This is a genomic window from Chryseobacterium barbadense, assembly GCF_042849955.1.
In the GTDB taxonomy this organism is placed as follows: domain Bacteria; phylum Bacteroidota; class Bacteroidia; order Flavobacteriales; family Weeksellaceae; genus Chryseobacterium.
The window spans coordinates 1-13,551 of sequence record NZ_BAAFHL010000033.1; the positions used below are offsets into that span (position 1 = coordinate 1).

Here is a 13,551-nt window from a genome sequence, read left to right on the forward strand (position 1 = left end):
GTTGTAATGGTTTTAAGGTGTATAATTTTCATTGAAATAAAAGTAATGAATTTTCAAGATCGTTTTTATTTTTTCAACATCAAAATTCACATTTTAAATTCCAATTACAGACATCATCGAAGACATATAATAATTGGCACAGTGTAATGAATTCATCAGTATAATGTCTTTATTCGACAACGTGTCAAAAGTGTCGGATGTCGTAATCGTATATTCATAGTTCATCAAATTCCATTTCATGTGTGGTTTCATCACCAAAAGCTCTGGTCCTTCATGATCTGTTAATACAAATGATTCTTTGAAAATGCCTTTGTGCCTGAAAATATAATCTTTCTCAATACTATTAAAAAAAGTCTGTACGATGATTTCTCCATTCCAGTTCATCTTTAAATTTAAAAGCACCTTTTCTCCTTCTTTAAGTTCAATAGTAGTTCCCCAGAAACCTTTCGGCTCGATCTGATAATTGGAGTTATCTGGAAATTCTATCACTGCATTAAACCTGAACCAGCTTTTGTAAATAAGTTTCCCGATTAACTGATCGTCTTTTGTTACATCAAAAGAAAAGGTGTTATTTGATTTTGCCTGGTATTCTGTCATGGTTATTTTATGTATTATTATTTAAATTCTTTACTTTATCCTTCTCCAATCCCTGTCATAAAGTTTCTTCAGCTTATCTTTCAATTCAACCTGAAAAACTTCTTTTGGAGTTTCCAATTGATCTAATACAATTTCAAACGCTACAACTTCATCCTTATCATCAAACAGTTTGTCTTGATTACTGTCTTTTGTTACAGTCATTATCACTTTATTTGAACTTTGAATATATTTCCAGCTGTTTAAGCTGTAATTTGCCGGTGAAATTGGCCTGAAATTATTACCAAATCTGTCCGAAACAAATAGGTAAACCGGATCATTTTCATTAATCAGCTTATCGTTATTATAATCCAGACTTCTTACATTATAAAAAATATGATCCGTTTTTTTGGAAACATTAATTTCTTCTTCATCAGCATTATATTTATAATCATAATTCAATATCAGAATTTTCTTTTCTGTAAGTAAATGATACTCATTGGTATTTGAATTTAAAAAGATAATGTTCCAATATGTATTATCGGGCATTTCCTTATAAGAATAATTGCCATCCTCTCTTTTGTTCTGCCCCATTTGTAAGGGGAAAATGAGAATCCCTGTACTATCAATTTCAGTAAAGGAGCTTGTTTGAATATTTAAATTTTCAATTGATGAAGGTTCTGTTTCTACGCTTGGTGTGTTTTCTGAATTTTGAGGATTTTTAGTGCAGGAGAATACACTTAAATACAGAACTACAGGTAATATAATCTTTTTCATGAAACGTCTTGGTATTAATAAAATGAAATAACCCAGTGTGGTTTTTATTGTAAATCCTCTACTGCTTGTCTGGGATCAGGAAAATATGTTCCGACTCTCGGGTCCATAATGTTTCCTCCAAAGCCCGTTTCCTCAGTCGATAAGTTTTTTTTCAAAAGCTTTAGCTTTTGAACATATTCTTTATCATTTGATTTTTTGATAGCCCAAATTGCAATCACTTTTTCAAAATTATCAACATTTTTATCCTGAACTGAATTTAGTAAAAAGTCTTTGCTCTGTTTTGTATTGTAATTTCCCATTAATTGTAAAGCTGAGACTCTTAAATGGAAATTTCCGGATTTTGCGAACTTAAATACTTGTTCAATCGAAGGTGTTAAATCCAATAAATAGGCAGTTTCTAAAGCAGCATGTTGTAAGTAAAAGTCTGAAATTTCTTCCTCAGAAAACCCGGCTGCCTTTTTCCCGATCTGAAGATTAATGAACTTATTGATTTCACTATTATCAAATGTCTTGTATTTATAATAACTCCAAATATTTTTATAAGTCATCTCATAAGTCTCTTGTGGAATTAATGCTTGATGATAACTATGCCTGTACGTCGCACTGACCTTTTTATTTTCATCTATTTCCGCGAAGCCTGAAGTTGGTGTTGGTAAAGAATAATTATTATTTTTATTTTTAGTCAAAAGAAAATAATAGGAAACATCTTTTTTTAATTTATTGTGGATTTCATGTCCTGAGCTGCTTGTGAGTTGAAAAAAAAAGTAATTATCAATAATTATTTCATTTGGAATTTCTTCATTCCCAAACTTTTTTTCAACAGTTATTCTTGCTTTTTTACCATCATTTTCAATAACTTTTCCAAAAATAAAAAACTGAGATTTTTGTATAATTTCCTTTTGCCAAGGCTCATTCCAGGTTTCTGCTTTTAATTTAACAGTAAAGAAAAAAATAATTAAAATTCCTAAAACTCTGGTTAAATATTTCATTGTATAAGTATGTTTATCTTGTTCTAAATTTATAGAAATTTCCATATCACACCAAACTATGTCAAACAAAAAACCTCGCAAGAAAACTTGCGAGGTTTTATTATAATTATTTCGACAATTACATCGTCTCCATCTTGAAGCTCATGCTTTCGATCACTTTTAAGATCGCTTCTACCGTATCCATTGAAGTTAAACAAGGAACGCCGTTTTCCACGCTCATTCTTCTGATCTGGAATCCGTCTCTTTCTGCCTGTTTACCTTTGGTTGTGGTATTCACTACATATTGTACTTTTCCTTTCTGGATAAGATCGATTAGGTTCACATCTTCTTCCCCAATCTTGTATCCTATCTTGCAAGGAATTCCTTTTTCTTCAAAGAACTTAGCAGTACCTTCCGTAGCCCAGATTCTGAAACCAACTTCATGGAATCTTGCTGCTAAATCTGCCGCTTCCTGCTTATGTTTATCCGCAACTGTGAACAGGATGGAACCGTGCATTGGGACTTTTCTTCCTGCTGCAATTAACCCTTTGTAAAGTGCTTTTTCCAATGTAGTATCTTTCCCCATTACCTCTCCTGTAGAGTTCATTTCAGGGCCTAAAGAGATATCTACTTTCGTTAGTTTAGAGAATGAGAACACAGGAACTTTTACGTATACTCCTTCTTTATTTGGAACCAGCCCGTCCTGATATCCTAAATCTTTCAGTTTCTGACCTAAGATCGCTTTTGTAGCTAGGTTAGCCATCGGAACATCCGTGATTTTAGATAAGAACGGAACTGTTCTTGATGACCGAGGGTTAACTTCGATCACATATACATTTCCTTCGAAAAGAACATATTGGATATTCATTAAACCGATTACATTCAATCCTTTGGCCAATCTCTTTGTATAATCAACTAAGGTTTCGATTTCCTTTTGGGAGATATTTTGTGGCGGATATACCGCTATCGAGTCTCCGGAGTGAACTCCCGCTCTTTCGATGTGCTCCATGATTCCCGGAATAATTACTGTTTCTCCGTCGCAGATCGCATCGATCTCCACTTCTTTCCCAACCATATATTTATCAACCAAAACAGGGTGTTCAGGACTTGCTTCCACCGCATTTTCCATGTAGTGTGCCAATTCTGTTTCCGTATATACGATTTCCATTGCTCTCCCTCCTAAAACATAGCTTGGACGTACCAAAACCGGATATCCGATCTCGTTGGCAATTTTGATCGCTTCTTCCTTAGATGTGGATGTTTTTCCTAAAGGCTGAGGAATCTGCATTTCCTGAAGCGCTTTTTCAAATTTATCTCTGTTCTCCGCTCTGTCAAGGTCCTCCAAGGTTGTTCCTAAGATCTGAACACCATGAGAGGCTAATTTATCCGCTAAGTTGATGGCAGTCTGTCCTCCGAACTGAACGACTACTCCTTTAGGTTTTTCAAGCTCGATGATATTCATTACATCTTCTTCCGTTAAAGGTTCGAAGTATAATTTATCTGAGATGGAGAAGTCTGTAGAAACTGTTTCCGGGTTATTGTTGATGATGATCGCTTCGTACCCCATTTCTTTGATCGCCCAAACCGAGTGAACCGTTGCATAGTCGAATTCAACTCCCTGCCCGATTCTGATAGGTCCTGAACCCAGAACGATGATCTTTTCTTTATCTGTAACAATGCTTTCGTTTTCTTCTTCATATGTTCCGTAGAAATATGGAGTTTCACTTTCAAATTCCGCAGCACAGGTATCTACCATTTTGAAAACCGGCATTACTCCGTTTTCTTTTCTGAAATTGAAAACTTCACGCTCTGTAACATTCCAAAGAACGGCGATATTTACATCTGCAAAACCTAATTTCTTAGCCTGAATTAAAGTTTCTTTATCGAATTTATTTTCAGTGATCGTTTTCTCGAAATCAACCAGTTTCTTTAATTTCCAGATGAAGAATTTATCTATTTTACTCCATTCTACGATCTGTTCCCAGTCATATCCTCTTCGTAAAGCATCTCCAATGATGAATAATCGTTCATCGTCACATACTCTGATTCTTCTTTCGATTTCTTCTGCAGTAAGAGCCTGAGCCTGTTTGGTCTTCAACCCTAAATGCTTGATCCCTGTTTCTAATGAACGGATGGCTTTCTGTAAAGACTCTTCGAAGTTTCTTCCGATCGCCATTACTTCTCCTGTTGCCTTCATCTGAGTGGATAATCTTCTGTCTGCCGTTTCGAATTTATCGAACGGGAATCTTGGGAATTTAGTTACCACATAATCCAGGGCAGGTTCGAAACAGGCATATGTTTTTCCTGTTACCGGGTTCATGATTTCATCAAGAGTCAGTCCTACAGCAATCTTTGCTGCAATTTTTGCAATCGGATACCCTGTTGCTTTACTTGCTAAAGCCGATGAACGGGAAACTCTTGGGTTTACCTCGATAATATAGTAATTGAATGAATGCGGGTCTAAAGCCAACTGTACGTTACACCCTCCTTCAATTCCTAATGCTCTGATAATTTTCAGGGAAGCGTTTCTCAATAACTGATACTCTCTGTCTGAAAGGGTCTGAGAAGGCGCTACTACGATGGAGTCTCCTGTGTGAACTCCCACCGGGTCTATATTTTCCATGTTACAAACTACAATTGCGTTGTCGTTTGCATCACGCATTACTTCGTATTCAATTTCTTTGAAACCAGCAATTGATTTTTCGATAAGGCACTGCGTAACCGGGCTGTGTTTTAGTCCCAGTTCAGCAATTTCCTTCAATTCTGTCTCATTGGAAGCGATACCACCTCCTGTTCCACCCATGGTGAAAGCAGGACGAACAATTACAGGGTAACCGATATCATCAGCAAAATTAAGGGCTCCTTCTACTGTGTTTACAATATCAGATTCAGGAACAGGTTCATTTAATTCTCTCATCAATTCACGGAACAAGTCTCTGTCTTCCGCTCTGTTGATGGCTGAAAGTTTGGTTCCCAATACTTCCACCTTACATTCTTCAAGAATTCCTGATTTTTCCAATTCTACCGCCATATTCAGACCCGTCTGACCGCCAAGCGTCGGTAAAAGTGCATCCGGGCGCTCTTTTCTGATGATATGACTTACAAACTGAAGGGAAATCGGCTCGATGTAAACCTTATCTGCAATTTCCACATCCGTCATGATCGTTGCAGGGTTGGAATTGATCAAAATTACTTTGTATCCTTCTTCTTTCAAAGATAAGCAAGCCTGCGTTCCTGCGTAATCGAATTCTGCTGCCTGACCAATGATGATAGGTCCTGAACCGATTACTAAAATTGTTTTTATATCTGTACGTTTTGCCATTTTACTTTTATCTAATTTATTTTCTGTTTGTCATTCTAAATTTGAGATTCTTCACTTCGCTACGCTTCGTTCAGAATGACATTATAAATTCTTGTTTACTAGCTTTTTAATTAAAATTATCTGTCCCAAATGGTAATATCCGTGCTCAATCAAAGCGTTGATATTTTTTCTTTTACTTCCGTATTTGTTTTCGGAAAAATCACCATCCAGGTCTTCGTCTGACATGTTTTCAATGACTTCTGCAAATTTTTCGCAGTCATTGATGAATGTCGTAAGGAAACTCTTCCACTCTTCTTCTGATTTCGTAGGAGGGAAATCAAAGCTGTACTTATCACTGATGTCCAGTGTCCCTCCCTCCAGTACATTCAGCACTCCGTGTACATAGTAATGAATATGGAAAGCGATAGACTCTATGGTGTTCAGATCTTCAATTTCCTTTGTCAGTATTTCTCTTGGAGTTTCTGACAGCTGAGCTTTATAGTTCGTATAGACTACCCATTCTCCATTCAAATACACTTCACGAAAACGATTGGCTAATTGTAGGGGAGTTTCCATATTGAGAATTTTATTGATTTTTCTTGTTTTTAAAGTCTTCCATCAGGTGGATGAAATCATCAAACAGATAGTTGGCGTCTTCAGGGCCCGGACTTGCTTCAGGGTGATACTGTACGGAGAAGCATGGGTGGATTTTATGTTTTAACCCCTCATTTGTTCTGTCGTTCAGGGCAATATGCGTTTCTATTAAATCTGTTTCTTTCAAACTTTCCTGATCTACCGCATATCCGTGATTTTGAGAAGTGATTGCGACTTTGTTCTTTTCTAAATCCAACACCGGATGATTTCCTCCTCTGTGTCCGAATTTTAATTTGAATGTTTTTGCTCCGCAAGCCAAACCGATCAGTTGGTGTCCTAAGCAGATTCCGAAGATCGGAACTTTTCCCAGTACTCCACGGATCATTTCTAATGCGTGCTGGTTGTCTTCCGGATCTCCAGGACCGTTAGACAGCATAATTCCGTCCGGATTCATCAATAGGATTTCTTCTGCGGTTGTATCTTGTGAAACCACTATAATATCACAATTTCTTTGGGATAATTCTCTAATGATTCCTAATTTGGAACCAAAATCCACCAATACTACTTTGAAACCTCTTCCCGGGTTAGCATAGGAAGTTTTAGTAGAAACTGTTTCTACCTGATTCGTAGGGAAAGTGGTTGACTTCAATTCTGCTACTACTGCATTTTCATCAGCGTCTTCATTCACAATCTTTCCTTTCACCACTCCATGATTACGAAGAATTCTTGTCAGTTTTCTTGTATCAATTCCTGAAATCCCTGAAAGGTTTTTCTTTTTAAACAATTCATCTAAAGTGATCTGTGTACGGAAGTTGGACGGGAAATCACAAAGTTCCTTTACAATCAGACCTTTAATAGCCGGCTCAATACTTTCGTAATCATCACGGTTGATCCCGTAATTTCCGATAAGCGGATAGGTCATACACACAATCTGACCGCAGTAAGACGGGTCTGAAATCAATTCTTGATATCCTGTCATCCCGGTATTGAAAACCACTTCTCCTGCAGTTTCCAACTCTGTTCCGAAACCTTCTCCATGAAATACTTCACCGGACTCCAGTATTAATTTTTTCTTCATTTTCTTTATTTAGATTTCTATTTTATTCTATTTTTTAACCACCCCGTCAAAAAGTTTCCCTTTTTGACACCCCTCCAAATGATGGGAATTTTTGCTCGCTACGCGAACCTCGATTACTTAAAAGTAAACCCTTTTTCTTCCAATGCTTCTTTCAGAATGGCCATCCTTGCGAAAACACCATTCTGCATTTGTTTGAATACTCTTGAACGTTCGCATTCCACCAGGTCTGTATCAATCTCTACTCCTCTGTTGATGGGAGCAGGATGCATGATGATTGCTTTTTCTTTCATGGCTTTTTCTCTTTCTTTCGTCAACCCATATTTTCTGTGGTATTCCGAAGCGGAGAAGCTCATTTTGGCATCATGTCTTTCGTGTTGGATTCTTAACAGCATTAAAACATCCACTTCTTCAATCAATTCATCTACGGCAAGGTAAGTTCCGTTAATTAAAGCTCCTTCATCGAACCATTGTTCCGGACCTGAGAAGTATACTTTAGCGCCTAATCTTCTTAATGCTTCTGCATTAGAATTGGCAACACGGCTGTGTTTTACGTCTCCAACGATTCCCACTTTCAGCCCTTCAAACTTTCCGAATTCCTGGTAAATTGTCATCAGATCCAACATACATTGTGACGGGTGGTTTCCTGTTCCGTCCCCTCCGTTGATCACAGGAATGGTAATATTTTTCAGTTCTTCGAAGTATCTGTCTTTCTTATCTCTTATTACGACTAAGTTTACGCCTAAGCTTTCAATTGTTTTTACTGTATCATATAAACTCTCCCCCTTATTGACTGAACTGTGAGAGGCGTCAAAAGGAACCACCTGTAATCCTAATTTTCTTTCGGCAATATCAAAACTTGTTTTGGTTCTTGTACTGTCTTCAAAGAACAGATTGGAACAAAAAACCTCTCCTTCAATTTTGGCAGTTTTCCCATTAGCAAAAGCCATCGCTTCAGCAAGTATACTGTTAATTCTCTCGATGCTTAGTTCTGTAATCGTAAACATATTTCCTAAATTTTTACACAAAAAAAAGCGAAGACCAAATCTTCGCTTAATAATAATAAATATCGTAAAGGGCGCTTTCGCCCGGTAAATCTAATGATATAAATACTCTTTTATTCATTAGGTGCAAAGATACAACAATTTTGGAAATTGACAAAACCAATTTTTCAATTAAATTAAAAAATACTAATCTCTCCTTATTTTCCATTTTTAAATACTATTTTTGTTATAAACTCAAACCAATTTTATATGGATTTAAAAGACAAAATGATCCTTAGTATTATTCAGGAAGATTCTACTTTATCTGTAAAGGAAATTTCAGAAAAGATAGGCCTTACCTTTACTCCAACGTATGAGCGTATCAAACAGTTGGAGAAACAGGGCATCATTGAGAAATATGTAGGTCTTTTAAACCGTGAAAAATTAGGATTGAATATTGTTGTTTATTGTAATGTCCGTCTGAAAGAGCAATCTCAGAAAGTTCTTGAAACTTTTGAGAAAAACATCGGAAAATATGATGAAGTTCAGGAAATCATCAGTTTATCCGGTGAATATGATTATATGCTCAAGATCATTGCTAAAGACATCAATTCTTATAATGATTTCGCTGTGAATGTCATTTCAAATATTCCTAATATCGGGCAATATCACAGTTCTATCGTTCTTCACGAAGTAAAAAAATCTACTAAATTTAAAATTGATCTGGAATAATTCATTTTTAATAATGCTTCAACTTCACTCATAGCATGACGAAGCAGATTATAAATTTTAGATTTTAAATTATAGATGATTGAGGGATCAACCATCATTTATCAATTATTATAATTATCATGCTGAACGAAATCGGAGCATCTTATATTATCAACCTAATAATTTATTCTTTAATTTATTAAACTGATATTCTATTTTATCCAGACAAAGGTTTCCAATGCTTCCTTGATGGGTATGGGTTAAGTTACCAATCTCAAAATCAAACGCATTGTTTTCAATTTCCTGTCCTATCTTTATATATGCATCACGGAATGAGCTCCCCTTTTTCACTTCTTCATTGATCTTCTCTACACTGAAAAGGTATTTGTATTTTTCATCCTCCAGAATTCCGTCTTTCACCTGAATATTGGGTAAAGTGTAATTCAAAATTTCCAGGCATTCCTTTAATGAATCGATGGCAGGGAAAAGAATTTCCTTGGTCAGCTGCATATCTCTGTGGTAGCCTGATGGAAGATTATTCGTCAACAAGATAAATTCATTTGGCAGCGATTGTATTCTGTTGCAACGCGCACGAACCAACTCAAAAATATCCGGATTTTTCTTGTGCGGCATGATACTGCTTCCGGTGGTAAATTCTTTAGGAAAGCTGATAAAATCAAAATTCTGGCTTAAATACAGGCAAACATCATAGGCAAATTTCCCCAACGTTCCCGCCAATGTCGCCATTGCCATCGATAATATCTTTTCCGATTTCCCACGTGTCATTTGAGCATACACTGAATTGTAATTCATCGACTGGAAGCCTAAATTATAGGTTGTGCTCTCGCGATCAATCGGAAAAGAAGAACCGTAACCCGCCGCAGAACCTAAAGGATTTTTATTAATGATATTTTTAACCGAAAACAACATTTCAATATCATCCAATAATGCTTCCGCGTAGGCTCCAAACCATAATCCGAATGAGGAAGGCATGGCAATCTGTAAATGGGTATATCCCGGAAGCAGAACGTTTTTATGTTGCTCTGCTAATTTGATTAATATCTGAAAGAATTCATCCGTTAAGATTGTAATTTCACGGATCTCATCCAGTAAATACAGCTTTATATCTAATAAAACCTGATCATTTCGTGAACGGGCCGTATGAATTTTCTTTCCTGTGTCGCCTAATTTTTCAATTAAAATGGCTTCAACCTGAGAATGAATATCTTCTGCTTTTTTATCGATTTTAAAACTTCCGTTTTCAATATCTTCTAAAATCTCTGCCAAAACAGACAACATCTGTTTTGATTCTTCTTCAGAAATAATTCCTACTTCTGATAACATCTGGCAATGGGCCATAGATCCTTTGACATCATATTTTGCCAAACGTTCATCAAAGTCAAGATCTTTCCCGACTGTAAATCGGTTAACTAGTATATTGGTAGCAAGGTCATCCTTCTGCCATATTTTTTTCATATTATTTTCTTTTCTTTCTGTTTCGTTTTGACGTGCCCAGTAGAATACCTTCCAGTAAAAAACTAAACATTTCCACATGTAAGTCTTTCATTTTTAATTTCATTTTTGCATAAATCTTTATTAAAAACATTCAAACTTCATCTCTACCGGGCGTTGTCAAAACTTAAAAAAACTAAACCTAAAAATCTTATTTTGAGGGGAAGCCTGAAGCTGGGAGTTGGAAGTGTGATTCACAAATTGCTAAACTTCCATTTTCTTGCTTCTATCTTCCATCTTATAAAACTCTCTCCAGGATTTGAATATAAATATCAATTCCTTCTTCTATTTCCTTTATATAGATGTACTCATCCGCAGTGTGAGAGCGCCTGCTGTCGCCGGGGCCCATCTTTACTGACGTACATGGAATAATTGCCTGGTCAGATGAAGTAGGCGAACCATATGTTGTTCTCCCGATTTCTAATCCCGCCTGTACAAACGGATGATCTACTTCAATTTTTGAAGAATTCAGCCTGAATGATCTTGCCGTTAATGTTGATTTCATTTGCGACTGGATGATTTCAAAGGCTTCTTTATTGGTATATTCGTCCGTAACCCTTACGTCTAAAGTAAAAGTACAGGATTCGGGAACTACATTATGCTGCACTCCGGCATGAATTCCTGAAAGCGTTATCTTCACTTCACCCAGATAATCTGAGACTTTTGGAAATTTGAAATGCAAAATGTTCTGCAAGTCTTCCATACATTTTACAATCGAATTATCATCATTCGGATGAGCAGCATGAGAAGGAGTACCTTTCATTTCCCCGTCAATCACCAATAATCCTTTTTCCGCAATCGCCAGATTCATCTGCGTTGGTTCTCCTACAATGGCGAGCTCTATATTGGGTAATTGAGGAAATAAAGCTTCAATACCGTCAAGACCTGAAATCTCCTCCTCTGCCGTCAATGCAATCACCAAATTATATTGTAAATCTTCTTTATCATAAAAATGTAAAAAAACCTGCGCCATCGAAACCAAAGAAGCACCAGCATCATTACTCCCCAACCCGAATAATTTTCCGTCTTTTTCAATAGGTAAAAATGGATCCAAAGTATAAGCTTTATTGGGCTTTACCGTGTCATGATGGGTATTCAGCAAAATGGAGGGCTTAAATACATCAAAATGCTTATTCACCGCCCAGATATTATTCTTAAAACGTTTGGCAGGAACCTGATGCTTTTTGAAAAAGTTTTCAATTTCTACAGATGTATTAAATTCATCTTTGCTGAATGAAGGAATTTCAATCAGCTTTTTGAGCAATTCCACTGCGTTATTCAGCAATTCTTCTTTACTATAAACAGATTTCAGTTCCTGCATGATGGTTTTCTATATGGTTTTTCAGTTGGGTTTCTTTGATTAAGAATACCTTATTCACATTGTTTTTTACGGCTCCGAGTGCATTTTCCAGTTTGGGCAAAATCCCTTTATGCAGTTTTCCTTCATTTTTCAACGTCGAAAATTCTTCTTCTGAAATATTTTTAATCACTGATTCCGGATTGTCTACATCTTCCAAAACTCCTTCTTTGTCGAAACAATACAGCAATTCCACATCATATTTTACCGATAAAGCCTGAGCAATTACCGAAGCAATGGTATCTGCATTCGTATTGAAAAGATGTCCTTTTTTATCGTGCGTGATGGCCGAAAACACAGGAACCAACTCAAGTTTAAGCAATTTGGAAATCAATTTTTTATTCACTCCTTTCTTTTCAATATCTCCTACAAATCCAAAATCTATTTCTTCATGCTCTCTTTTTTTAGCTTTAATGAGATTCGCATCCGCTCCCGAAAAACCTATTGCCTTGCATTTTTTCTGCTGAAGTTTTGCCACAATATTTTTGTTGATCCCTCCTGCATACACCATCGCCACAATATCCAGGGTGTCTTTATCCGTAATTCTTCGTCCATTGATCATTTTTTGCTCAATTCCCAGCTTATCCGCCAACGTTGTTGCTAATTTTCCCCCGCCATGAACCAAAATTTTCTTTTCATTAATCTCGGCAAACTGGTCCAGAAACTGATCCAATAATTCCTCATCATCAATCAAAGCACCTCCTATTTTTACAACAAAAAGCTTTTCCTGCATGAGCATCCTATTTTGAATTCAATCCATCTAAAATTTCAGAAAATACAGCCTGAGCGGAAAAAATCCGGTTTTTTGCCTGCTGATAGATGATGGAGTTCTCTCCATCCATCACTTCATCACTCAATTCCACATTTCGACGAACGGGAAGACAGTGCATTACCTTCGCCTTGTTGGTATTTTCCAATTTTTCGTTCGTTAGCATCCAGCTCTCTTTAACTTCCGGCATTGCTGCATATTCATCAAAAGATGACCAGTTTTTCACATAAATAAAATCTGCATTTTTCAGAGCTTCATTCTGATCGTGGATCACTTTTACATCTTTTGTAAAGTTTTTATCCAGATCATATCCTTCCGGGTTGGTGATTACAAAATCTACATCCATTTCCTGCATCCATTCTGCAAAAGAATTCCCAACAGCCTGAGCAATAGGTTTGATGTGAGGCGCCCAGGTTAAAACAACTTTTGGCTTACGTTCTTCTTTCCAGTTTTCTGTAATGGTGATACAGTCAGCCAAACTTTGTAAAGGGTGACGTGTCGCTGATTCCAGAGAAACAACGGGAACTTTTGCATGCTGTTCAAACTGGTTCAGAATACTTTCATTCACATCATCTTCTTTATTCTTCATTCCTGCAAAACAACGAACAGCTATAATGTCGCAATATTGATTTAATACTTCGATCGCATCTTTGATATGTTCTACGGTGTCTCCATTCATTACAGCACCGTCCGCAAACTCTAAATTCCAGGCTTCCTGTGCAGCATTTAAAGTCAACACATTCAATCCTAAATTCTGTGCGGCAATCTGGCTGCTTAAACGTGTTCTCAAACTCGAGTTTAAAAAGACCAGTCCTATTGTTTTCCCTTTTCCTTTCTCTGTTTCCGAAAGTGGGTTTTCTTTAATTTGTAAAGCTTTTTTTATGATTTCCTGTAAGTTTTCTACATCACTTACAGCGGTAAATTTTTTCAT

At 36.6% G+C, this 13,551-nt stretch carries 12 protein-coding genes; 1 reads left to right on the forward strand and 11 read right to left on the reverse strand.

Annotation, left to right across the window (positions count from 1 at the left end):
• Positions 1-93: 93 nt before the first annotated feature.
• The 7 genes from ACGHIN_RS12085 to ACGHIN_RS12115 all read right to left on the reverse strand — a co-directional run bounded on the left by ACGHIN_RS12085 (position 94) and on the right by ACGHIN_RS12115 (position 8,295).
• Positions 94-597 carry a hypothetical protein gene (locus ACGHIN_RS12085; protein WP_390453809.1) on the reverse strand — a complete coding sequence of 168 codons (504 nt, stop codon included), beginning with the start codon at positions 595-597 and terminating at the stop codon, positions 94-96.
• A gap of 30 nt (positions 598-627) precedes the next feature.
• On the reverse strand, positions 628-1,350 hold the full coding sequence (locus tag ACGHIN_RS12090) for a hypothetical protein (protein ID WP_390453811.1): 723 nt from the start codon (positions 1,348-1,350) through the stop codon (positions 628-630).
• Positions 1,351-1,394: 44 nt separating this feature from the next.
• A complete protein-coding gene (locus tag ACGHIN_RS12095) occupies positions 1,395-2,384 on the reverse strand; it encodes a hypothetical protein (protein WP_390453813.1) in 990 nt (329 codons plus the stop codon).
• Between the two features lie 73 nt (positions 2,385-2,457).
• A complete protein-coding gene (carB, locus tag ACGHIN_RS12100; protein WP_390453815.1) occupies positions 2,458-5,640 on the reverse strand; it encodes a carbamoyl-phosphate synthase large subunit in 3,183 nt (1,060 codons plus the stop codon).
• Positions 5,641-5,721: 81 nt separating this feature from the next.
• The gene (locus tag ACGHIN_RS12105; protein ID WP_390453817.1) at positions 5,722-6,195 is read right to left on the reverse strand and encodes a DinB family protein; all 474 of its coding nucleotides are present in this window, start codon (positions 6,193-6,195) and stop codon (positions 5,722-5,724) included.
• 10 nt (positions 6,196-6,205) lie between these two features.
• On the reverse strand, positions 6,206-7,291 hold the full coding sequence (locus ACGHIN_RS12110; RefSeq protein WP_390453819.1) for a carbamoyl phosphate synthase small subunit: 1,086 nt from the start codon (positions 7,289-7,291) through the stop codon (positions 6,206-6,208).
• A gap of 113 nt (positions 7,292-7,404) precedes the next feature.
• A complete protein-coding gene (locus ACGHIN_RS12115; RefSeq protein ID WP_390453821.1) occupies positions 7,405-8,295 on the reverse strand; it encodes an aspartate carbamoyltransferase catalytic subunit in 891 nt (296 codons plus the stop codon).
• Between the two features lie 246 nt (positions 8,296-8,541).
• Between ACGHIN_RS12115 and ACGHIN_RS12120 the strand changes: the two genes are divergently transcribed.
• Positions 8,542-9,003, forward strand: a complete 462-nt coding sequence (locus ACGHIN_RS12120) for an Lrp/AsnC family transcriptional regulator (protein ID WP_123261164.1) — start codon at positions 8,542-8,544, stop codon at positions 9,001-9,003.
• Positions 9,004-9,153: 150 nt separating this feature from the next.
• Here the strand turns inward: ACGHIN_RS12120 and argH are convergent, their stop codons facing one another.
• The 4 genes from argH to ACGHIN_RS12140 form a co-directional block, all read right to left on the reverse strand.
• Positions 9,154-10,458, reverse strand: coding sequence for an argininosuccinate lyase (argH, locus tag ACGHIN_RS12125; RefSeq protein WP_390453823.1), 1,305 nt, complete (start codon positions 10,456-10,458; stop codon positions 9,154-9,156).
• A 274-nt stretch (positions 10,459-10,732) separates the two neighbouring features.
• Positions 10,733-11,815: a M20 family metallo-hydrolase gene (locus ACGHIN_RS12130; RefSeq protein WP_390453825.1), complete on the reverse strand. Its 1,083-nt coding sequence runs from the start codon at positions 11,813-11,815 to the stop codon at positions 10,733-10,735.
• Positions 11,790-12,584, reverse strand: coding sequence for an acetylglutamate kinase (gene argB / locus ACGHIN_RS12135; protein ID WP_390453827.1), 795 nt, complete (start codon positions 12,582-12,584; stop codon positions 11,790-11,792). Before argB ends, ACGHIN_RS12130 begins: the two co-directional genes overlap by 26 nt.
• 7 nt (positions 12,585-12,591) lie before the next feature.
• A complete protein-coding gene (locus tag ACGHIN_RS12140; RefSeq protein ID WP_390453829.1) occupies positions 12,592-13,551 on the reverse strand; it encodes an N-acetylornithine carbamoyltransferase in 960 nt (319 codons plus the stop codon).